18 protein-coding genes are annotated in these 21,338 nt (G+C 64.0%); 8 read left to right on the plus strand and 10 right to left on the minus strand.

Annotated features, from left to right (window positions below):
- Positions 1-39: 39 nt before the first annotated feature.
- Together HMPREF0291_RS09500 and HMPREF0291_RS09505 are read right to left on the minus strand one after the other, a co-directional pair.
- Positions 40-1,035 (minus strand): nucleoside hydrolase, encoded by a 996-nt coding sequence (locus HMPREF0291_RS09500; RefSeq protein WP_005290719.1) that lies wholly within the window; start codon positions 1,033-1,035, stop codon positions 40-42.
- Positions 1,032-2,243, minus strand: a complete 1,212-nt coding sequence (locus HMPREF0291_RS09505) for an MFS transporter (RefSeq protein ID WP_005290721.1) — start codon at positions 2,241-2,243, stop codon at positions 1,032-1,034. Before HMPREF0291_RS09505 ends, HMPREF0291_RS09500 begins: the two co-directional genes overlap by 4 nt.
- Before the next feature lie 155 nt (positions 2,244-2,398).
- Here HMPREF0291_RS09505 and HMPREF0291_RS09510 point away from each other — a divergent pair, with 155 nt between their 5' ends.
- Positions 2,399-2,878 carry a hypothetical protein gene (locus tag HMPREF0291_RS09510; protein ID WP_005290724.1) on the plus strand — a complete coding sequence of 160 codons (480 nt, stop codon included), beginning with the start codon at positions 2,399-2,401 and terminating at the stop codon, positions 2,876-2,878.
- Positions 2,879-2,888: 10 nt separating this feature from the next.
- On the opposite strand, the gene HMPREF0291_RS09515 is transcribed toward HMPREF0291_RS09510, so the two are convergent.
- On the minus strand, positions 2,889-3,710 hold the full coding sequence (locus tag HMPREF0291_RS09515; RefSeq protein ID WP_005290727.1) for a hypothetical protein: 822 nt from the start codon (positions 3,708-3,710) through the stop codon (positions 2,889-2,891).
- Between the two features lie 93 nt (positions 3,711-3,803).
- A complete protein-coding gene (locus HMPREF0291_RS09520) occupies positions 3,804-5,369 on the minus strand; it encodes a carboxylesterase/lipase family protein (protein ID WP_005290732.1) in 1,566 nt (521 codons plus the stop codon).
- A gap of 103 nt (positions 5,370-5,472) precedes the next feature.
- Here HMPREF0291_RS09520 and HMPREF0291_RS09525 point away from each other — a divergent pair, with 103 nt between their 5' ends.
- The 3 genes from HMPREF0291_RS09525 to HMPREF0291_RS09535 all read left to right on the plus strand — a co-directional run bounded on the left by HMPREF0291_RS09525 (position 5,473) and on the right by HMPREF0291_RS09535 (position 13,980).
- On the plus strand, positions 5,473-6,459 hold the full coding sequence (locus tag HMPREF0291_RS09525; protein ID WP_005290735.1) for a hypothetical protein: 987 nt from the start codon (positions 5,473-5,475) through the stop codon (positions 6,457-6,459).
- A complete protein-coding gene (locus HMPREF0291_RS09530) occupies positions 6,456-10,145 on the plus strand; it encodes an ABC transporter ATP-binding protein (RefSeq protein WP_408639917.1) in 3,690 nt (1,229 codons plus the stop codon). The genes HMPREF0291_RS09525 and HMPREF0291_RS09530 overlap by 4 nt, the downstream gene beginning before the upstream one ends.
- Before the next feature lie 67 nt (positions 10,146-10,212).
- Positions 10,213-13,980 (plus strand): multifunctional oxoglutarate decarboxylase/oxoglutarate dehydrogenase thiamine pyrophosphate-binding subunit/dihydrolipoyllysine-residue succinyltransferase subunit, encoded by a 3,768-nt coding sequence (locus HMPREF0291_RS09535; RefSeq protein ID WP_040424536.1) that lies wholly within the window; start codon positions 10,213-10,215, stop codon positions 13,978-13,980.
- A gap of 115 nt (positions 13,981-14,095) precedes the next feature.
- Here HMPREF0291_RS09535 and HMPREF0291_RS09540 read toward each other — a convergent pair whose 3' ends face one another.
- The gene (locus HMPREF0291_RS09540; protein WP_156774842.1) at positions 14,096-14,920 is read right to left on the minus strand and encodes a hypothetical protein; all 825 of its coding nucleotides are present in this window, start codon (positions 14,918-14,920) and stop codon (positions 14,096-14,098) included.
- A gap of 36 nt (positions 14,921-14,956) precedes the next feature.
- Complete coding sequence (locus HMPREF0291_RS12080; protein WP_005290746.1) at positions 14,957-15,706, minus strand: YflT domain-containing protein; 750 nt, start codon at positions 15,704-15,706, stop codon at positions 14,957-14,959.
- A gap of 98 nt (positions 15,707-15,804) precedes the next feature.
- Between HMPREF0291_RS12080 and HMPREF0291_RS09550 the strand changes: the two genes are divergently transcribed.
- The 3 genes from HMPREF0291_RS09550 to HMPREF0291_RS09560 all read left to right on the plus strand — a co-directional run bounded on the left by HMPREF0291_RS09550 (position 15,805) and on the right by HMPREF0291_RS09560 (position 17,738).
- The gene (locus HMPREF0291_RS09550; RefSeq protein ID WP_005290749.1) at positions 15,805-16,947 is read left to right on the plus strand and encodes an Mrp/NBP35 family ATP-binding protein; all 1,143 of its coding nucleotides are present in this window, start codon (positions 15,805-15,807) and stop codon (positions 16,945-16,947) included.
- 107 nt (positions 16,948-17,054) lie between these two features.
- Positions 17,055-17,243 carry a hypothetical protein gene (locus HMPREF0291_RS09555; RefSeq protein WP_040423784.1) on the plus strand — a complete coding sequence of 63 codons (189 nt, stop codon included), beginning with the start codon at positions 17,055-17,057 and terminating at the stop codon, positions 17,241-17,243.
- Between the two features lie 6 nt (positions 17,244-17,249).
- Complete coding sequence (locus tag HMPREF0291_RS09560; RefSeq protein ID WP_005290755.1) at positions 17,250-17,738, plus strand: hypothetical protein; 489 nt, start codon at positions 17,250-17,252, stop codon at positions 17,736-17,738.
- A gap of 177 nt (positions 17,739-17,915) precedes the next feature.
- Here the strand turns inward: HMPREF0291_RS09560 and tatB are convergent, their stop codons facing one another.
- From tatB to sigE, 3 genes are read right to left on the minus strand one after another with little or no spacing between them, the layout of a single operon-like run.
- Complete coding sequence (tatB, locus tag HMPREF0291_RS09565; RefSeq protein WP_005290758.1) at positions 17,916-18,398, minus strand: Sec-independent protein translocase protein TatB; 483 nt, start codon at positions 18,396-18,398, stop codon at positions 17,916-17,918.
- Between the two features lie 4 nt (positions 18,399-18,402).
- Positions 18,403-18,702 (minus strand): zf-HC2 domain-containing protein, encoded by a 300-nt coding sequence (locus tag HMPREF0291_RS09570; RefSeq protein ID WP_005290762.1) that lies wholly within the window; start codon positions 18,700-18,702, stop codon positions 18,403-18,405.
- A 10-nt stretch (positions 18,703-18,712) separates the two neighbouring features.
- Entirely contained in the window at positions 18,713-19,312 is a 600-nt protein-coding gene (gene sigE, locus HMPREF0291_RS09575) for an RNA polymerase sigma factor SigE (protein WP_370687255.1), read from the minus strand.
- Between the two features lie 86 nt (positions 19,313-19,398).
- On the opposite strand from sigE, the gene HMPREF0291_RS09580 reads away from it, so the two are divergent.
- The gene (locus tag HMPREF0291_RS09580; RefSeq protein ID WP_040423786.1) at positions 19,399-20,058 is read left to right on the plus strand and encodes an O-methyltransferase; all 660 of its coding nucleotides are present in this window, start codon (positions 19,399-19,401) and stop codon (positions 20,056-20,058) included.
- On the opposite strand, the gene glgC is transcribed toward HMPREF0291_RS09580, so the two are convergent.
- Positions 20,055-21,281 carry a glucose-1-phosphate adenylyltransferase gene (glgC, locus tag HMPREF0291_RS09585; RefSeq protein WP_005290771.1) on the minus strand — a complete coding sequence of 409 codons (1,227 nt, stop codon included), beginning with the start codon at positions 21,279-21,281 and terminating at the stop codon, positions 20,055-20,057. The two genes, HMPREF0291_RS09580 and glgC, sit on opposite strands and share 4 nt — an antisense overlap.
- Positions 21,282-21,338 lie beyond the last annotated feature (57 nt).

Genomic DNA, 21,338 nt, shown 5'->3' on the forward strand with positions numbered 1-21,338 from the left:
GTCTAGCGCAGAATAACCAGTTCGGTGCTTTCTCAACCCTTAGTCCTCCGCCCGGAGGTGCCTCAGCCGATCGAGTTCCGCGTCGCCGGTGGCAATGCGTGAGTGGATGCGGCAGGAGGCGTCGAAAAGCGCCCATGCTGCGTCAATGTCCGCGTTGCTGATGATGCGGGCGTTGGGCTCGCGCTCCCAGATGCCTTTGACATCGGCAACGGCGGTCCCACGGAAGAGCTCGGAGTCGGGGTCGAGGTTGATTGTGGTGAGTTCGCCCGCGCTGGGGACTTGACCGAGCGCGACCATGACCGTGAGCAGGTCGTGGATCTGGGCTCGGTAGCCCTCCCCTACATCCTCGTGGAATTCGAAGTAGAACCGCGTGATCGGCTCGAGATGCTCTGCGAGCGGTGAGCCGCTGAGCGCCGACACCAGGTCGTCCAAGCGAGAGGGTGTGAGCACCATGCGCTCGGTGACATTGAGCGGACACAGAGTGATGGGCACGGGCGCGGAGTCGAAGACTTCCTTGGCCGCGTGCGGGTCCACCCAGAAGTTCCACTCGGCTGTGGGCGTGGTGTTGCCCGGGTAGTTGAATGCGCCGCCCATGACGGTGATGTGCTTGAGCTTTTTGTAGTGCTCCGGGTGGAGGCGTGCGAAGGCGGCAAGATTGGTCATCGGCCCGCTGACGATGAGATGGAGGTCGTCGGTGCCGCGCTCGATCGCATCAATCCAGAGCATGTCCCAGTCGCTCTCGATGTGACGCTCAGGGGCAGTCGCATAACCCAGGCCAGTGTCGCCGTGGGTGTCAGGCGTGGTGGTCAACTCCCAACCAAGCGGCTCCGGGATGCCCGCGGCCAGTGGAGTCCACGGGACATTGCACAGGGAGAGGATCCAAGCGGCGTTGCGGGCGCACTGGTCGGCCTCGACATTGCCGGCCGTAGTGGTCACGCACTCCAACTCCAGCTCACCGGCGTGCGCGGCGGCGGTGAGGTGGATCAGCGCGTAGGTGTCATCAATACCCGGGTCGCAGTCGAGGATGATTCTCATTGGTCAGCTTTCTCCGGATGCGTTTCCTTGCCGACGACTGCCCAGACGACCTGTGCCAGTACTGCGATGGCACCGCAGATTCCGAACGCGACTGGGAAACCGAACTGACCGGCCGCTGCGCCGATCAGAATCGGCCCGATCACCTGGCCGGCATCCATGCACATTTGGAAGACAGACATAGTCTTGCCGCCGGAGCGGTCGTTGCCGATGATGTCCGCCAGGCTCGCTTGCTGGCTGGGCACGAGCAGTCCCCCACCGACGCCGGCGATAACCGAGATCACAATGAGCGGCCAGAAGCTCTCGGCGAATCCCATGACCGCTGTGGATAAGGCGGTGACTGCCAGGCCGGTAAGGATGAGGGGTTTGCGGCCGATGTCGTCGGCAAGCTTGCCCGAAAACTGCAGCGTGACGGCGTTGCCGAGCGCGAATGCCGCAAGCGCGAGACCGGCCTCCGCCGCACCATGCGGGAAAACCGAGGCAGCGAACAGCGGGAGGACCGCCACGCGCACGCCCATGTTCACCCAGCCGTTGGCAAAGGCGGAGGCGAGCAACGCGCGGTAACTGGGATGGCCGAATGCCTCATCCAGGCGCATCGGCGGACGCGCGGCGAGGTCCACGTCCCGATCATGCTTGGGCAAACGCACCCAAACGACCACGGCCGCGGCAGCAACGGCAGCGCCGTAAATGACGAACGGCCAGCGCATACCTAGAAACGACAGGCCCGCACCAACAACCGGGCCGATGATGTTGCCCAGCAGGAACGCCGTGGCATAGGTCGAGCTCGCCCGCCCACGAATTCGCGGCGGCGCCACTTTCACGATGAGCGCTTGCGCCGAGATCGTGAACATCGTCGAGCCCAGCCCCGCAAGGAACCGCAACACCAACATATGCCAGTACTCCTGCGCTACCGCCACAAGCGCGGTGGTCACGGCCACAACCAGGAGACCTGTGATGTACACCTTGCGCGAGCCAAGCTTATCGACGAGCCATCCCGCCCCCGGCGCCCCCACCAACCGGGCGCCAGAGAATACCGAAACGACCGCAGCCGCAGCCGCCATCGAGACGCCGAAGCTCACCGCGAACTGCGGGATGATCGGCGCAATGAGCCCATACCCGAGCGCGATGAGGAAAGCGGCGGCGACAAGAACCCAAATCTCCTGGGGGATCTTGGGTAGCGCGGCATGTTCAGAGTTTTTCGGGGTGCTCATGGCGTGTTTGAGCCTACTGCGCCGGGACAGATTTAGGGATTCGGCCGAATATTGCGCCACATGAACCCGTGAAAGTGCAGGACTCCGGCTTGCAGTAGAATGCTTGTTCGAACCTCGATGAGGGAGTGTCTGGGCCACTTCGTAGATTCTGGGCCATGACATACATCAGCCACAGCTCTTACAGCCAAGAACTCGCCCGCCAGATCCGTTCCAGCCACGCACCGACCCTCGACCGCATTGAGGCGGTCATTCATCACCCGCGCTCCCTGGCGCGACCCAACCCCGACTGGCGGCCACCGACCCGTACTCTCCCCCGCATGGACGGAGGGCCTCAACTGAACGTGGCCATTACCCGGCGCCGCGTCGGCCCTCGGGCACGCGCCCGCATCAAGGGCTTCGGCGAGCGCCATGTCCCCGCCTACCTCATTGAGGTCCGCTTCACTGACGCCAGCGGCATCACCGTCGACAGCGACATCGCCGAGGCATGGGTGCGCGCGCTGGTTCCGTCCAGCATGGCTGGCGCCGTGCACGAGGTCTACTCCCCCACAGGCGCGACCTTCGTCTGGCTTGTCGACGGCACCTTCGCCCCCGTCTACTCCCCGCCCTCCATGTTCGAGGGTCTAGCGGCGGCCTAAGCGAGGGGCGTTAGATCTCGTCCTCTGTGTCGACGTCGTCAATGGGATCGAGGTCTTCCGCGTCGTCATCCTCGTCTTCGTCGTCTTCGCCGTCGTCGGCTCCGAAGATGTCGTAGACCTCGGGCTCGTCGAAGTCATCGTCGTCAAAGGGAAGCAGTTGGGATTCCCAATCCTCGGCTTGGTCGGCGGCGAGGCACAGGACGTCGAAAAGCCGGTCGAAGTCGGAGAAGGTGCCCAGGTCAAGGGACTCGGCATCGGCAGAGGCCTCGGCGTGGAGGGAGGCGAAGAGGCGCTCGCGGTCCTCATCCGTCAGCTCGGCATCACCATCAGAATCCCAGAGTTCACCGATAGCGTCGTCGAGCAGGTCGTCGTAGGTGTCAGGCAGCGCGACAAACGTGACTGCAGCGCACGGGGTGCCGTCTGTGACCTCGACCTGGACGTGGAGCTCAGCGTTCTCACCGACCTCCGCACGAACCAGGTGGGGGTCAATCGGATCCTGGAAGAACTCCAGGTCGCCGATGCGCTCGTCAGTGCCTTCGAGCAGGTCACGCAGCACCGTGATGATCTGATCGGTGGCCATGTGGCGTGCCACGGTCGCCACTGCGTCATCGACAGAGAAAACAACGGAGACGAGCACAGCCTCGAAGTCTTCGTCATCCTCGTCGACGTCCGCGGCGGCAATGTAGACGTTCGCGGCCGGCAGGTGCGGGTCGATCTCCACGAAGTGGATCTCCACCTCGGAGGTAATGGGCACGAACATGGTGTCGTCGTGCACGCGCGATTCAATGCCCTCACGGTCAAGACCTGCGGCGATGTCCTCGAAGAAGCTCATTGATCCGGTTCCCTTCCTTGGTTCCCGGGGTTAGTCGCGCCCGGACGCCACTAGCCTAGCTGCGCTGGTCGCAGCCTGCATGAGGATTCGCTGCTAGACGCCGATGAAGTCCGCGATGGACTCCAGCAGCTCAGGGCGGCCTGTGCCCCACTGGGTCATCTCGAAGCCTTCCCAGGCGCGGCGCTTGGCGGGTTTCGGGTCCCACACGATGGTTGGCTGAGTGCGAATGACGGCGGTGGCGCGGCCGGGGCGCTGGTCAGAACGGAAACCGTACTCCGGCCAGTCGTCGCCGGGGCGGCCGGTGTGGAAGAACAGGCCCCAGTGGTGCTGCATGCGCTCGCTCACGGCGGCGAAGTCATCGCGTTTGCCCAAACGGGTGAGCAAACCAGCGGGGGTCGCGAACTGGTGGCCGAAGATGGCCTCGAGGTCAGCGGTGTGGATCGCGCCCACTCCGAGTCGCTCTAGGGCGGGGACAACATAGTCGAAGTGGTACATCCACACCGGCGCAACCCGGCGGTGCTCCGTCGCGATGCGCACCGACGGCGCCCAGAACACGGCGTCGGCAACGAGCTCAGCGAAGTCGGAGCGTTCGGTCGCGCAGTCGTAGGCCTCCAGGATCGCGTCGGCGTGGTCGGGGTCGTAAACCTCTAGCAGCCGGCGCGCGGCCCGGCCGCGGGCCTTGCTGGAGACGAACATGGCTTTGGTGAAGCTGGCTTCGCCGGAGTTAGAGCCGATGAGCAGCGGCACCGGCGCTTCCTCATTGTCGGTGAAGGCATCGATGGGGTGCTTGGGCAAGACGTTCTCATCCACCGTGGGCATGAACGCGAGGTTGAGGTACTTCATCTCACCAGAGCGCACAAGCAACGAGTTGCCTACGCGGACTAGTTCTTCTCCATCGACCTCGCGGAGGTCGGAGAGGGTGGACAGGCGGGACATGCCCATGCCGTCGAGAAGCGAGCGCACCCACATGGCCGCCTGGACGCGCGCATGCACCGCGCTGGCGGGATTCGACTGCGCGACTGCACCGTGGAACAGGCCGCGCGCTTGCGGGGAGCTCATCAAGGTGGTCACAGCGTTGGCGCCTGCGGATTCACCCATGATGGTCACCCGGTCCGGGTCCCCACCGAAGAAGGCGATGTTGTCGCGCACCCAGTGCAGAGCGAGGATCTGGTCCAACGTGGCGGGGTTGGCCACACAGTCCGGCCCGAGCGAGCGCATATCCAGGTAACCGAGCACACCGAGCCGGAAGTTCAGTGAGACGTAGACGATGTCCGCCGCCGCGGCCAGACCGTGGCCTTGCAGCACCTTCTCGTGGGAGGCGCCGGTGAGGAAGGTCCCGCCGTGCATGTAGACGACGACAGGCAGAACATCGTCGGTGTCGGGGCGGACAATGTCGAGGGTGAGACAGTCCTCGGTGCCAATGACTTTGTCGTTCCACCCGTAGGTGCCTTGCATGGCGGGCTGGCTGAACTCGGAGGCGTCGAATTCCCCGCGCCACGCCTCTCGAGGGCGCGGGGCGTGGAAGCGGTGCTTCCCCCCGGTCGGTGCCCCGTAGGGGATGCCGCGCCACGTGCGCATGCCCGAGCCAGGATCGACAACCCCGCGCACTGTCCCAGCATGGGTGTGCACGACGGGGTCAGTGGCGGAAACAGCTGCCATGCGGACAACTGTAGCCGTGTCATGTAATCCCGGCCTATGATGACGTGGCCGGGAACACGACACTAATGTTCCCCCAACCAACCCCCAAGGAGACGAGATCACCATGTTCGGCCGCAAGAAGAAGAACGATCAAGCCGTGGCCGAAAACGGCCCCCAGGGCGGTTACACGGACTCCGCGCAGCTCGAGGAGAACGCCTCTGCCATCGGCAAGGGCTTCATCAAAGCCCTCGATCGCGCAGTCCGGCTGCAGAGCGGGCTGATCGAGGCCTACGTGGACCGCCTGCGCCGCGCGAACCCGGAGGCCACTCCGCAGCAGATCCAGGAGATGATGGATAAGCACTTCCTCACTATCGCGGCCGGTTCTGGTGCCGGTGCGGGCGGTGCTGCCGCCATCCCCGGTGTCGGATTCGTCACCGGCACGGCGGCGATTGCCGGGGAGTCCCTCCTGTTTGTGGATTTGGCGGCTGTCTACACGGTCGGTTCCGCGTACCTGCGCGGTGCAGACATCTCCGACGAGGAACACCGCAAAGCGATCGTTCTCATGGTCTTGCTGGGCACGCAGGGCACGGCGATCGTCGATACGCTCATCGGGCCCGAGGCCGCGCGAATGCCAGGACCGAAGATGTTGAAGAACTTCACCGGCCCCACCCTCAACCAGGCGAACTCGATGATGACGCGGGCGCTGAGGAAGTCGATCTCGAAGCGTCTGCGCCGGATGTGGATCGGCAAGCTGATGCCGTTCGGCATCGGTGCGGTGGCCGGCCTGTACGCCAACCGCAAGCTGGCGAAGGCTGTCGTGGACAACGTGTCGAACAACCTCGGTCACCCGCCGGCCCAGTTCCTTCAGGAGCTACCACCGAAGACGGAGGTCGAGGAAGAGTTGGACAAGGCAGAGTCTGACAAGAATTCCCGCCTCGCGGCGATGATTTCCGTCTTCCGCAAAAACCGCGACAACGGCCCGGAGATCGAAGGCGACCCAGAGGCGAAGGGCATCCTGGAAAAGCTCGGCATCACCGGTAACGCTGACGAGCTGGAGGAAAACGCTCTGCGCAGCCGCTTCTCTCGCGGCACGAAGGGTGAATCCGAATAAGTCCCCTGCTGACCCGCGCGCTGAAAGCGAATGCGGGATTCGCTGCCCTGACGCTTATCACCGCTGTGGTCGCGGCGGTCCTGCAAGTCGCCGTTCCCGGCTTGACTGGTGCAGCTGTTGATGTCGCCACCGGCGCCCGCGAGGGATCCATCACCACGATCGCGTGGGCGATGGTGGGTATAGCGGCAGCCCAGTTCGCGTTCCAGGTGCTGCGCCGCTGGGCAGCCGGTTCATTGGCCACCCGCTCGCAGCACTGGGTGCGCGTGGAGCTGCTGAGAACTCTGCATCGCCTTGACGGTCCCGGTCAGGACGACATTGTCACCGGGCAGATCGTTTCGCACTCGATTACTGACTTAGGGCAGCTGTTCTCGGTCTTCGCCATGGCGCCGCTTGCCCTCACTCGCCTCGTGCAGTTGCTGCTCACGCTGGCGATCATGCTCTCCCTCGACGTTCCGCTGACACTGATGTCGCTGGGATTCCTGCCGCTCATCGTGTGGGTCGGCGGCCGCTCACGCAGATCCATGTACGCCGCTACGTGGGCGAACCAGCAGTCTGCGGCAGAGCTAGCCAGCCACGTCGAGCAAACCGTCTCCGGCGTCCGCGTGGTCAAAGCCTTTGGCCGAGCTGAACATGAGGTGTCCGTGCTCGACCGGCTCGCCCGCGACCTCTATGCGGTGAAAATGCGCGCCGCCAAGCTCACCGCCCGGTTCCAACCGACGTTGACCCAACTCCCCAACATCGCGCTGGTGGTCACCATCGTCGCGGGCGGTCTCATCGCGCTCGGCGGCGGCATGACAGTCGGCGGATTCGTCGCCTTCACCGTCTATCTGACGTCACTGACGCAGTCGATGTCGATGCTGGCCAACACTTACGTCACGCTGCAGATGGGCATGAGCGGCATTGATCGGCTCGACGACGTGCTCGCCCTCTCCCCGGAGCAACCCGCGCCCACTGCCCCGACGGTGCCTAACGGCCCCGCCGGCATCGACTTCGACCACGTCACCTTCACCACCGACGGACGCTGTGTGCTCGACGATGTCAGCTTCACCGTCTCCCCCGGCGAGCACGTCAGCGTCATCGGCCCCGCCGGCGCCGGCAAATCCATGGCAGTCCAGCTCGCAGGCGCGTTCTACACCCCAGATTCCGGGAGCATGTCGCTTATCGACGCCTCCGGGCAACGGTTCCGCTACTCAGACTTTCCCGCCAGGGAAATCCTCAAAGCAGTCACCTGCGTCTTCGACGAGGCGTTCCTCTTCTCCGTCTCCATCCGGGACAACATCGCCATGGGTGCTGGCGTCACCGACGCCGAGGTCGCCCACGCGGCACGGATGGCCTGCGCCGACGAGTTCATCGAGAACCTCCCCGACGGTTACGACACTGTCGTCGGCGAGCGCGGCCTGACGTTGTCTGGCGGGCAGCGTCAACGCATCGCGCTTGCCCGCGCGCTTCTGTCTCAGCCGGCGGTGCTCGTGCTCGACGACGCGACCTCAGCTATCGACGCCTCCACCGAGTCGACTATCCTGCGCAATCTGCGCGACAACCTCGAAGGCGTGACTCTCATTGCCGTGGCGCACCGGCAGTCGACGGTGGACCACGCCGACCGGGTGATCATCCTCTCCCCTGCGGACGGTGAGGGCAGCGGCGGCAGCCGCGTGGTCGCCGACGGTCCGCGCGAGGAGATTGTGGAGACTGACCTCTACCGCGCGCTCATGGACCCGGATGTCGGCCGCGCCCAGCGTCCCGAACCTTCCCACGACCAACTCTGGCCCGAGGTCGCTGAGGAAACCCACGAGCACGTGCTCACCCGAGCAGCGGGCGCCGGAGCCGGGGCCGGTTTCGGCGGTGGCGGTGGTCGCGGCGGCGGGGGCGGGGGTGCCGCCCGCGTGGTCACCGCGACGCCGGAGTTGTTGGAGCGCCTCGAACACCTCCCTCCTGCCACGGAACAACCCACTGGCACCATCCCGGAGGGTGTGCGCGCGATGCTGCGCTCTGTGCGCTGGCTCATCCTCGCCGTCACTCTCTTACTCGTGGTCGGGGTGCTCACGGACTTGGCCTTCCCCACCCTGGTGCGCACCGCGATCGACCGCGGCATCCAGGCGGGCGACCCGGGCGCACTGTGGGCCGTCGGCGCGGCCGCCCTCATCGTTGTGGTCATCGCCTGGGCTGCGAACGCAGCAATGACGGTACTGTCCTCGCGCTCCGGCGAGCGGCTCCTCTACGGCTTGCGGGTCCGTAGTTATGACCACTTGCAGAAACTGGGTCTGAGCTACTTCGAGTCGAATCTGTCGGGGCGGATCATGACGCGGATGACCACCGACATCGACACGCTATCCAGTTTCCTGCAGACGGGATTGGCGCAAGCGGTGGTCTCCGTCGGCACGCTCATTGGTGTCACTGTCATGCTCGTGGCAACGGACGGTTCACTCGCACTCATTGCTCTCGCCGCAGTGCCGATCATCGCGGTGATCACGGTGGTGTTCCGCCATTACTCAAAGCGTTTCCACGCCCAAGCCCGTGCACAGATCTCGGCGGTCAATGGCGAGTTCGCGGAGCTCATCGGCGGCATCCGCAGCAGCCAGATGCACCTGATGGAGCCGGTTGCAGAAGCAGGCTTCCGCGACGAAAGCGAGAAGTATCGGCGCTTGCGCATGCGCTCCCAGCTGCTCGTCGCCTTCTACTTCAACGGCATGCAAGCGATCACCCAGATCATGACAGCAGTAGTGGTCGGTGTGGGCGCGACCCGCGTCGCCGACGGCACCCTGTCGGTCGGTGTGCTGGTCGCTTTCACCATGTACTTGAGCCTGCTCTACGGGCCGATCCAGCAGCTGGGCCAGATTTTCGACTCTTGGCAGCAAGCCACCGTCAGCTTCGACCGCATCCGCGAACTGCTCGACACTGAGACCACGGTTCCCGACACCGGTACCCGCACGGGCGCTGCCACCGCCGCACAGGGCGAGCTCGCCCTGGAGAACGTCACTTTCTCCTACACCGCCGACGGCCCCGATGTGCTTAGTGATGTCGCCGTCACCGTCCAGCCAGGTCAGACTGTCGCCTTGGTGGGGCCGACGGGGGCGGGCAAATCAAGCGTCGTCAAGCTGTTGGCGCGTTTCTATGATCCCGTGACGGGCGCTGTGACCGCGAGCGGCGCGGACGTGCGTGACTTCCCGCTCGTGGATTGGCGGCGCGCGCTGGCGCAGGTGCCGCAAGAGTCCTACCTCTTTCCCGGGACTGTGGCCGACAACATCTCATATGGAGTCTCGGATGCCACCGCGGCCGAGATCGAGGATGCTGTCAGGCGTATCGGGGCGCTCGGCGTCATCGCTTCCATCCCCGGCGGGTTCAACCACCCCGTCGGCGAACGCGGTCGGGGCTTGAGTTCCGGCCAGCGCCAAATCATCGCGCTCGCCCGCGCGGAAATCCTCCACCCGCGCGTCGTGCTTCTCGACGAAGCCACCGCCACCCTCGACCCCGTGACCGAACGCGACGTGCTCGACGCGGCCGCGAAAACCACCCGCGGACGCACCTCCGTTATCGTCGCGCACCGCCTCGCTACGGCGCGGAGGGCCGACCGAATCCTCGTCATAGACCAAGGACGTATCATTGAGGACGGTACCCACGAGGAGCTGCTCCGCCAGGGCGGAAAGTATGCAGTATTGTGGGCTGTCGATGGCCAGCACCGCACGTGACGGAGCTGACCCGATAAAACAAACCGATTACACGGAAAACAACAAAGAAGCGAGGCGAGCAACTGCCGTGAGCAGCGAGAACACTTTCGGCCAAAATGACTGGCTGGTTGATGAGATGTTCCAGCAGTACCAGGAGGATCCCAACTCCGTCGACGAAGAGTGGCGCGAGTTGTTCGACAAGAAGGGCACCCCGGACTCCGGAGCGCCGCTTGCCTCCCCGGCTGCTAAGAAGGCCGCAGCAGACAGCGGCTCCAACGACCGCCCGCACCGGGCCCGCACCGAAACCAAGGTCGCTGAGACCACCGGTGCCCCGTCCCAGGACGGCCGCGAAACCAAGGTGGACAAGGCGATTGAGACTACGGCCAAGTCCCAGCCTTCCGAGAAGAACGCAGCTAAGAAGACCCCGAAGCCGTCCCCGATGGAAAAAGTCAAGCCGCTGCCTGAGGCTGGCGAGACCCAGCTGAAGGGCACCTTCAAGGCCATCGCTAAGAACATGGACGAGTCCCTGACCGTTCCGACGGCGACGACCGTGCGCGACATGCCGGTCAAGCTCATGTTCGAAAACCGTGCGCAGATCAACGACCACCTCAAGCGCACCCGCGGCGGCAAGATCTCGTTCACGCACATCATCGGCTGGGCCATTGTGAAGTCCGCCATGATCCACCCGGGCATGAACGTCAACTACACCGTCAAGGACGGCAAACCGTTCGTGGTCACGCCGGAGCACATTAACCTCGGTCTAGCTATTGACCTCCCGCAGAAGGACGGCACCCGCGCGCTCGTGGTCGCCGCCATCAAGGAGTGCGAGACCCTCACCTTCGAGCAGTTTGTCCGGGCGTACGAGGACATTGTCGCCCGCGCCCGCGACAACAAGCTGAAGATCGACGACTTCCAGGGTGTCACCATTCAGCTGACCAACCCGGGCGGTATTGGCACCCGCCACTCCATCCCGCGCCTGACCAAGGGCCAGGGCACCATCGTCGGTGTCGGCGCGATGGACTACCCGGCTGAGTTCGCCGGTGCTTCTGAGGACCGTCTCGCCGAGCTCGGTGTGGGCAAGCTGACCACGCTGACCTCCACCTACGACCACCGCGTCATCCAGGGCGCGGAGTCCGGCGAGTTCCTGCGCGACATCTCCCAGTTGCTTATCGACGATAAATTCTGGGACGAAATCTTCGACGCCATGTCCATCCCGTACGCCCCGATGCGTTGGGCGCAGGACATCCCCAACACCGGTGTGGACAAGTCCACCCGTGTGATGAACCTGATTGAGGCGTACCGCTCCCGCGGCCACCTCATCGCCGACACCAACCCGCTCAACTGGGAGCAGCCGGGCCTGCCCAAGCCGGACGTGTCCGACCTGCTGCTGGAGACCCACGGCCTGACCCTGTGGGACCTGGACCGCACGTTCAACGTCGGCGGCTTCGGCGGCAAGGAGACCATGACGCTGCGCGAGGTGATTACCCGCCTGCGCGCCGCCTACACCCTCCACGTCGGTGCCGAGTACACCCACGTCCTCGACCGCGACGAGCGCGACTGGCTGCGCGACCGCCTCGAGGTGGGCATGCCCAAGCCGACCAACGCGGAGCAGAAGTACATCTTGCAGAAGCTCAACGCCGCTGAGGCCTTCGAGAACTTCCTGCAGACCAAGTACCTGGGCCAGAAGCGCTTCTCCCTCGAGGGTGCGGAAACACTGATCCCGCTCATGGATGCCGTCATTGACACCGCTGCCGGCCAGGGCCTGGACGAGGTTGTCATTGGCATGCCGCACCGCGGCCGCCTGAACGTGCTGTTCAACATCGTGGGCAAGCCGGTCAAGACCATCTTCGGCGAGTTCGAGGGCAACCTGCAGCCCGCCCAGCAGGGCGGCTCCGGCGACGTGAAGTACCACCTCGGCTTCGAAGGCGAGCACATCCAGATGTTCGGCGACGGCGACATCAAGGTCTCCCTGGCCGCCAACCCGTCCCACCTGGAAGCTGTCGACCCGGTTCTGGTCGGTATCGCCCGCGCGAAGCAGGACATCATCAACCACGGCCAGCCCGCCGACGACCACCCGATCGTCCCGATGATGCTCCACGGCGACGCCTCCTTCACCGGCCTGGGCGTGGTTCAGGAGACCCTGAACATGTCCAAGCTGACCGGCTACGATGTCGGCGGCACCGTCCACATCGTGGTGAACAACCAGGTCGGCTTCACCACCACCCCGGACCAGGGCCGTTCCACCTACTACGCCACCGACCTGGCCAAGGGCTTCGACTGCCCGGTCTTCCACGTCAACGGCGACGACCCTGAAGCAGCCGCATGGGTCGGCCAGCTGGCCACCGAGTACCGCCGCGAATTCGGCAAAGATGTCTTCATCGACCTCATCTGCTACCGCCTGCGCGGCCACAACGAGGCTGATGATCCATCGGTAACCCAGCCGGTCATGTACGAGCGCATCGACTCCCACCCCTCCGTGCGTACCCGCTACACCAAGGACCTCATCGGCCGTGGCGATATCACCGAGGAAGAGGCCGAAATCGCCGCACAGGACTTCCACGACCAGCTGGACTCCGTGTTCAACGACGTCAAGGAAGGCGGCGGCTCCCCCGCCGAGCAGACCGGCATCACCGAGTCCCAGGAGCTCACCCGCGGCCTGGACACCTCCATCGACGAGGACCTGTTCAAGAAGCTGGCTGATGCTTACGCCAACCTGCCGGACGACTTCACGCCGAACAAGCGCCTGAAGACCGTTCTGAAGGCCCGCGGCGGCTCCTTCGACGGTGGCGACATCGACTGGGCATGGGGCGAGCTGCTCGCCTTCGGCTCCCTGGCGCACGGCGGCAAGCTCGTCCGCCTCGCCGGCGAGGATTCCAAGCGCGGTACCTTCACCCAGCGCCACGGTGTCCTGTTCGACCCGAGCACCGCGGAACAGTACAACCCGCTCGACGCCATCGCCATCGAGGCTGGCAACGGCGGCCGCTTCCAGATCTACAACTCCGCTCTGACGGAGTTCGGCGGTCTGGGCTTCGAGTACGGCTACACCGTCGGCAACCCGGACGCCCTGGTTGCTTGGGAGGCCCAGTTCGGCGACTTCGCCAACGGCGGCCAGACCATCATCGACGAGTACATCTCCTCCGGTGAGACCAAGTGGGGCCAGCTTTCCAGCCTGATCATGCTGCTGCCGCACGGTTACGAGGGCCAGGGCCCGGACCACTCGTCGGCACGCATCGAGCGCTTCCTGCAGCTCGTTGCTGAGGGGTCCATGACCATCGCTCAGCCGTCCACCCCGGCTAACCACTTCCACCTGCTGCGCCGCCAGGCGCTCGGTGAAATGCGCCGCCCGCTGGTCATCTTCACCCCGAAGTCCATGCTGCGCAACAAGGCAGCTGTCTCGCAGCCGGCAGAATTCATCGAGACCACCGGGTTCCGTTCCGTCATCGATGACCCGCACCTCGTTGACGCGAACAACAAGGTCATCGGCGATGCCGAGAAGGTCAAGACGATCATGCTGTGCTCCGGCAAGATCTACTACGAGTTGGAGAAGCGCCGCCAGAAGGACGGGCGTGACGACGTCGCGATCATCCGCATCGAGATGCTCCACCCGATCCCCTTCAACCGCCTCTCCGACGCCTTCGCCAACTACCCGAACGCCGAAGAGATCCGCTTCGTCCAGGACGAGCCCGCAAACCAGGGTCCGTGGCCGTTCTACAACGAGCACCTGGCCAACTACGTGGAGAACATGCCGCCGATGCGCCGCATCTCGCGCCGCTCCCAGTCCACGACTGCGACCGGCGTGTCCAAGGTGCACCAGCAAGAGGAGAAGGCGCTTCTCGACGAAGCTTTCGCCGACTAACCCTTCCCCTTAGAGAACCTAAAGCCCGCCACCTGGAGTTCAACCTCCGGGTGGCGGGCTTTTCGTAACGCTTGCGCGGCACCTGTAGCGCCCCACGGGCATCGGGCGCCACGACTCAGGAGTCCCGGGCTTCGCCTTCCTCGACGATGCGCTGAAGTTCAGCGCCCATACCGGTCTTCTCCATCATCCAGTCGTTCACGGCACGCGACGGGTCTCCCTCCGCCTTCGTCCGCTCGACCAGCCTTTGGAGATCCTCCGTGCTCAGCGCGCGGGTGGCCTTATGCATCGCTTGCCGGATACCACGATCGAACAATCCCACCTTGAAGACGGGCATGATGTTGCGTGGCAGAGTCTCCTGTTCGCTCGCCTCGGCGGGCGGTGCGTTCGTGGGTAGTGCGTCCGTTGGCGGTGCGTCCGTGGGTTGCCCTTCTGGGGGCTGTCCCTCCGGGATATCGTCCTCCGGTTTCGCGTTGCCCCCGCGTCTCGGCTCAACCCCGCGTGTGCTTTCCGGATTCTGCAAAGCACCGCCGTCGTCCTCGGGTTCGCACCCTTGAGCTGGCGAAGGATCCAACGTCATGAAATCACCGGGAAGCGTGCCAGCAGCAGCGTCGTACGTTGCGTGCTGGATATCCAGGTCTTCTTCATTTGCGGTGGCGATCTGCGCGCGGAGCTTCGCTTCCTCACCGGGGTTCTCGCCTTCCACAAGGGTGCCGGAGCAGAAGACTCCCAGATTCGCTTCACCCGACTGGAGCATTTCCAGCTTGTCTGAGGCAGTCGCGAGTTCAACGCCGACGATGCCGACCGGGCGGCCGTCGAGTTCAATGACCTGCCGGTAGATCTCGGCAAGCACCCACTGCTCCGGATCGGAAGGATCGGCGGCAATGACCACCGGTTCAGAACCGTCCTGCGCGCAGGACGAAAGCGTCAGCGCAGTGGCCACTGCGAGGACGTTGACAGCGAGTTTTCTCCCCAGCACTTAACGCTCCGGGTGAGCCGGGTTGTCGGGGTCAATGTTGGTTTCAGCGTGGTCGCGCGGTTCAACGCGGTAGCTTTCCGACGCCTCCACCCCCACCGGCCGCCAGCGGAGCTCCTCCGGCTGAACCGGACGCTCGTGCGGTGCCGGTTCCGGCTGGGCGGTCTGAGGACGCGCTTGCGGCTCGTGCGGCTCGTGCGGCTGGGCACCAACATGCGGCTCCCGCGGCTGCCCCTGCTGGATCTGCTCCCGCTGCGGCGCGGGCTGTCCCGGCTTGCCCATTTGGTTGATCATGTCCCTGGCGCGGGGGGCTTGGGAGGCTTCGCAGAGGACGTCGTAACGCCCAGCGACGATGGTGGTCATGGAGGAGAAGTCGCGCTTACCCTGCGTGAATGCATAACCGGCGGCCGCGAAGATGAGGCCGAAGATGACACCGATAACGAGCGCGGTGAACAGCGAACCCCAGACGTTGGGGCTGAACATTGCGAACAGCAGACCGACGAACAGACCCAGCCACAGGCCCGACAGCGCACCGCCGCCCAGGACGCGCCCCCAAGTCAGCCGCCCGGTGACCTTCTCCACCTGCATCAGGTCCACACCGACGATGGTCAGGTTCTCGACGGGGAACTCTCGGTCGGACAGGCCGTCGACAGCAGCTTGCGCCTCGGCGTAGGTATTGAAGCTACCGACCGGCCACCCGGACGGGCGCTGCAACGCTTGCGGGCGGGCTTGCTGGTTATACGGCTGGGTCATGGCTGCTAATCCTCAATTCGGTAATAGATATCGCGTACTCCCATGATTGTAATGCCAGGCTAGGAGCAGGTTGAGCACTGACATATACTGTTCCCACGATGAGTGACACCGCACCAATTACCGAAGCAGCTGTCCGCAACGCCCTCGCGCGTGTCGACGACCCCGAGATCGGCAAACCGATCACCGACCTCGACATGGTCGAATCTGTCCGGATCGAAGGCCGCGATGTCGCCGTGGGCATCTATCTGACCATCGCGGCATGCCCGATGCGCGACACTATCCACGGCAACGTGCGCGCGGTGCTTGAGGAACTCGACGGCGTCGGCGAAGTCAGCGTGACCATGCACACCATGAGCGAGGAGCAGCGCCGCGCGTTGGCGCAGCGTCTCAAGGGTGACAAGTCCGATCCGGTCATTCCGTTCGCTCAGCCCGGTTCGACGACGCGCGTGTTCGCGGTCGCGTCGGGCAAGGGTGGTGTCGGCAAGTCCTCGATGACAGTCAACTTGGCGACGTCGCTCGCGGCCCAGGGGTTGACCGTGGGCATTCTCGACGCCGATATCTACGGCCACTCTGTGCCCGGCCTCATGGGCTCGGCCGGCCAAGGCCCCACGGTTGTCGACGAGATGCTCCTCCCCCCGATCGCCCACGACGTCCGCCACATCTCCATCGGCCAGTTCGTGGAAGGCAACGCTCCCGTTGTCTGGCGCGGCCCCATGCTCACCCGGGCTATTCAGCAGTTCCTCACCGATGTGTACTGGTCCGAGCTCGACGTCTTATTCATGGATTTACCGCCGGGAACCGGTGACATCGCCATCTCTGTGGCTCAGCTCGTGCCCAACGCAGAGCTGATCATTGTGACCACCCCGCAGGCCGCCGCCTCGGAGGTCGCCGAGCGAGCCGGCTCCATCTCCCAGCAGACCGGCCAGAAGATCGCCGGCGTCATCGAGAACATGTCCGCGATGGCCATGCCCGACGGCACCATGTTGGACATTTTCGGCACCGGCGGCGGCGAGCACGTGGCTGAGCGCCTCTCCGTCATCACCGGCGAGGACGTTCCCCTGCTCGGCTCCGTCCCGCTCGATCCCTCGCTGCGCGAGCATGGCGATGACGGCACACCCGTTGCCATCTCCGCCCCTGACTCCCCCTCGGCGCAGGCGATCAACGCTATCGCTGAGAAGCTCAAGGTGCGCCGAGAGTCCCTGGCGGGCAAGAACCTCAATCTCGGCGTAACGGGTAACTAGCGCGGTCCCACCCTACCTGGCGAGCCATTCGCGGGCTGCTGACTTGTTCAGTATTCTTGTGGCATTCATCCCGAATACGTCACGTTTCTCAGTGCGAAGGAGGAATCATGTCAGCACCAGTGTTCAAGGAGCTCAGTGAAGCTCAGCTCCGGGAGCAGCTCACCAGCGTCAAGAACGAAATGGCCCCCTACACCGTTGATGTGCTCCGCCGATTGAAAGACGCGGGTGCGATCAACTTCGAAGAAGAGCGTCTGCTCAACCGCTACGAATCTCTGAACTGGCTCATCGAGGGTTAGAATCCCTTGGACTCGCAGACTTTTAGTGCGAAAGTTCACCACTTCTCCTCGCAAAGCGAGGACCTACTTAACGACACTCTCGTCGGCAGAACCGAGTTGAGCGACTTTCTCATCTCCAAAGATAAAAACCGTGCAACCTTTAACCTGACAAAATCACTGGAAATTGAGCAGTCAGGGAGCGACCGTTTGAGCCTCCGCTGCGAATATCGTCTCTGCACGAGTTCCGATGGAACCCAGATAGCCATCGAAACGAGTAGTTACAAGGTGCAGTTCAAGGCTCTCCAGAAGTTCGTTCCGATCGTGCGGTTGAGTATGAACGCGATGCTCGAAACAAACCGTCTAGTCATTTTCAGTTTCATTCTGATTCGGTGCCGTTGGGCCTACTCCTCGCGCGAGCCGGAAAATACGATGCCGCAGCGCACCAGCAAGACGTTCACTTCCCGATGGGTCATCGACGATTCAGAGTTAGTCTTGAAGATGTCATCGAACTACTAGTCAAGGAGTTCGGAGCTAGGCCGCGGGACGGTTGGCAGCGCCACCTTGACGAAAGCCGCGATAAATTCTACGAACTACAAGCCAGCTCGGTTATCCGGGACAACATTCCAACTGCAATTTCGGTGCTAGAGGATCTGGGATACACAGTTAGCTCACCGTGATAAGCGGGTCGCGGCTCTAGGTCACGTCAGCCCAGGAGAATCCCCCGCCCGAAGCCTGCGGGGGCTGGGGCGGCTCCTGCTTCTTCACCCCCGGCTGACGGCGCCGCGGCCGCTGCGGCTGGCCCTGCCGCGCAGCAGTACCAGCAGCTGTGGACCCGGTCGCGTTGCTGGAGGATGCTAGCCGCGGATCCTCGTTCATCATTGTGCGCGGGTCGAATTGGTCGAGGTAGTCGCCTTCTTCGTCGAAAAGCACTTTGGCGATGGCGCGCTTGGGGCCCATCGCGGCGTACTCGGTGACGGTGTTGATCGGCTGGCGGAATTCCTCGAACTGGTCGAATTCGCCGTTCAGCTCGGCCTTGGCGTTGTTGATGGCGCGGCGGGCAGCGAAAATCGCGGCGCGGACATCCTCGATGACTCCAGGCAGGCGCTCAGGCCCGATGACGATGAGGCCCACGAGAATGACAACAAAGATCTCGAGCCAGCCAATGGAATCAAACACGCCTTTACTTTAACCCGCCGCGCAACTTCGACCACAGCGAGTGCGTTTCTTCGGCGGGGATCTCACCGTCCGTCATCAACGCGAGCTTTTCGACGAGCGAACGCGGCGCCCGCAAACACCCATCCCCATTGTGCAACCGCACTGCCGCAGCAGCCGCTTGCTGGCGCTGCGTTTCCTCCCGGCAGTCAGAGCATTCGGCGAGGTGCGAGTGGGCGCGTTGGGTGGCGGAGGGGGACAGTTCGCCGTCGATAAGCGCGGCGACAGCCTCGTAACTCAAGTGGTCGATGGAATCGAACTGGCGCATGCCGAGCCCCTTAGCGCGCGCGGATGAGCTCGCGGGCCCCCTCGTTGGTGCGGGCTTTCGCCTCGAGGGAGTCGCGCAGCTGGCTGCGGCCGCGGTGGATGCGGGAGCGGACGGTGCCCATCTTCACGCCGAGCGTCTTGGCGATCTCTTCGTAGCTCATGCCCACCACATCACACAGCACGACGGAGACACGGAATTCAGGGCTGAGCTCGTCGAGCGCCTCCTGCAGCGCAGGATCCAGGTTGGAGACGTTATATGCCTGCTCTGGCGTCATCGCGGTGCCCGGAACACGCTCATAATCCTCCGGCAGAGCCTCCATGCGGATCTTGCTGCGGTGGCGCACCATGTCCAGGAACAGGTTGGTGGTGATGCGGTGCAGCCAGCCCTCGAAGGTGCCCGCCTTGTAGGACTTCACGCTGCGGAACACGCGCATGAACGTTTCCTGCGTCAGATCTTCCGCGTCCTGCTGGTTACCGGAAAGACGAAACGCGAGACGGTAGACGCTGTCGGCGTGTTCCTCCACGAGCTCCGCCCAGGTCGGCATCGCAGAGTGCCCCGCGTCGAATGCGGCCGTGCCGCTTAGCTCTTGATCGGAGGACACCAAACTCATGGTGTTATTGTCCCCCATCCCCTTTCCGCACGCCATAACAGGTCCTGCCAAGTTGCTGACAGTCCCTGCCCCCGCGGCCCAGTAGGATGAGGCGCGTGAGCGATTCTGCATTTACTTCCCTGACTAGTTACATCGAATCCGCGCCGATGGACGCCAACCATGCCATCGCGCGTGCCGACGCCGCCGAGTACGGCCTCACCGCCCCCTCCCCCGCCCTCGGCAACCTGCTGGGCACCCTGGCTGCAGGCGCAGGTGCGGCGGGTTCTGGCGCGACGGGCGCGGTGGCGATCACCCCGGCCGCCGGTGTCGTCGGGCTGCACATCCTCCACGGCCTGCCCGAAAAATCCACATTGACCTGTATCGATCCGGAGGCGGATCACCAAAACCGCGCGAAAGCGCTGTTCCGCGAAGCGGGCTACCCCACCTCGCGCACCCGGTTCCTCCCCTCGCGCCCGGTCGACGTGCTGGGCCGCCTGGCCACGCAGGCGTACCACGTGGTTTACATGGACGTTGAGCCCGTCGACCTGCCGGCCGCGATCGAGGCCGCATGGCCACTGCTCAGCCCCGGCGGCACCCTCGTGGTCGTGGGATCGCTTCTCGACGGCACCATCGCCGACCCCTCCCGGAAAGACCGCGACACCCTCGCCGCCCGTGAAGCGGATGAGGTTGTGGAGGGGTTTGAGGGGGCCGTCGTCACGCGTCTGCCGCTGGATGCCGGCGTGACGCTGGTGACGCGAAAAGGCTAGTACACTACCTCGCCCTTGCCCACGACGGTGACCCCGCCGTCAGAGATCTTGAACTCGCGCTCCTCGTCGTGGGCACGGTTGATGCCCACCGTGCCGCCGTCGGACACGTAGACGTTCTTGTCCAGGATCGCGTGGCGGACAATGGCGCCCTTGCCCACGCGCACACCCGGCATGAGGACTGAAGATTCGACCGTCGCGCCGTCCTCGACGTGCACGTCAGTAGACAGCACCGAGTTGCGCACCGTCGCACCTGAAATGATCGAACCCGGCGCAATGATGGACTCCTGCGCAATACCGCCGGAGACGAACTTTGCCGGCGGCAGGTTCTCGTCCTCGGTCGAGTGAATCGGCCAGGACTTGTTGTAGAGGTTGAACACCGGGTGGATCGAGATGAGATCCATGTGCGCGTCGTAGAAATTGTCGATCGTACCGACATCACGCCAGTAGCCCTTATCGCGCTCGGTCGCGCCCGGAACCTCGTTGGAGGAGAAGTCGTAAACATTAGCTTGGCCTTTACGCACGAAGAACGGGATGATGTCGCCGCCCATGTCGTGCTCAGACGCCTCGTTGACATTGTCCTCGCGCAGAGCGGAGATGAGCGCCTCCGTGGAGAAGCAGTAGTTGCCCATCGACGCGTAGGTAACATCCGGGTCGTCCGGGGTGCCCGGAGGGTCAGCCGGCTTCTCCAGGAACTCGGTGATGGAGCCGTTCTCGTCAGCCTGGATGCACCCGAACGCCGTGGCCTCAGAACGCGGGACGCGGATGCCAGCAACCGTGCATTCCTTGCCGGACGCAATGTGGTCCTCCACCATCTGCGCCGGGTCCATGCGGTAGACGTGGTCGGCGCCGAAGACCAGGACATAATCCGGAGACTCGTCGAAGATCAGGTTGAGCGACTGCAGCAGCGCGTCCGCCGACCCTTGGTACCAGCGCTTGCCCAGGCGCTGCTGCGCCGGCACGGACGCGATGTACTGGTGCGTCGGGCCGGAGAAGTTCCACGCGGTAGCCACGTGACGGTCCAACGAATGCGACTTGTACTGCGTCAACACAGCGATGCGCATATATCCGGCGTTGACCAGGTTGGACAGTACGAAATCGATGAGGCGGTAGTTACCGCCAAAGGGCACGGCAGGCTTGGCACGGTCGAGAGTCAGCGGGAAAAGGCGCTTGCCTTCACCGCCGGCGAGGACGATGGCGAGGACATTCGGCTGGCGACTGTTCATACTGCCCAGACTAGGGAAAATCCCATCCGTGCGCACGGTTTGAAATGTCACTAGTCT

Source organism: Corynebacterium genitalium ATCC 33030 (assembly GCF_000143825.1).
GTDB classification, from domain to species: domain Bacteria; phylum Actinomycetota; class Actinomycetes; order Mycobacteriales; family Mycobacteriaceae; genus Corynebacterium; species Corynebacterium genitalium.

Bases quoted from the DNA above. Each gene is read 5' to 3' on its own strand.
- HMPREF0291_RS09520 (WP_005290732.1), bottom strand. From the start codon at position 5,369: ATGGCAGCTGTTTCCGCCACTGACCCCGTCGTGCACACCCATGCTGGG.
- HMPREF0291_RS09510 (WP_005290724.1), top strand. From the start codon at position 2,399: ATGACATACATCAGCCACAGCTCTTACAGCCAAGAACTCGCCCGCCAG.
- HMPREF0291_RS09570 (WP_005290762.1), bottom strand. From the start codon at position 18,702: ATGCGCCAGTTCGATTCCATCGACCACTTGAGTTACGAGGCTGTCGCC.
- HMPREF0291_RS09550 (WP_005290749.1), top strand. From the start codon at position 15,805: ATGAGTGACACCGCACCAATTACCGAAGCAGCTGTCCGCAACGCCCTC.
- HMPREF0291_RS09580 (WP_040423786.1), top strand. From the start codon at position 19,399: ATGAGGCGCGTGAGCGATTCTGCATTTACTTCCCTGACTAGTTACATC.
- glgC (WP_005290771.1), bottom strand. From the start codon at position 21,281: ATGAACAGTCGCCAGCCGAATGTCCTCGCCATCGTCCTCGCCGGCGGT.
- HMPREF0291_RS09525 (WP_005290735.1), top strand. From the start codon at position 5,473: ATGTTCGGCCGCAAGAAGAAGAACGATCAAGCCGTGGCCGAAAACGGC.
- HMPREF0291_RS09515 (WP_005290727.1), bottom strand. From the start codon at position 3,710: ATGAGCTTCTTCGAGGACATCGCCGCAGGTCTTGACCGTGAGGGCATT.
- HMPREF0291_RS09505 (WP_005290721.1), bottom strand. From the start codon at position 2,243: ATGAGCACCCCGAAAAACTCTGAACATGCCGCGCTACCCAAGATCCCC.
- sigE (WP_370687255.1), bottom strand. From the start codon at position 19,312: ATGAGTTTGGTGTCCTCCGATCAAGAGCTAAGCGGCACGGCCGCATTC.
- HMPREF0291_RS12080 (WP_005290746.1), bottom strand. From the start codon at position 15,706: ATGACCCAGCCGTATAACCAGCAAGCCCGCCCGCAAGCGTTGCAGCGC.
- HMPREF0291_RS09500 (WP_005290719.1), bottom strand. From the start codon at position 1,035: ATGAGAATCATCCTCGACTGCGACCCGGGTATTGATGACACCTACGCG.
- HMPREF0291_RS09555 (WP_040423784.1), top strand. From the start codon at position 17,055: ATGTCAGCACCAGTGTTCAAGGAGCTCAGTGAAGCTCAGCTCCGGGAG.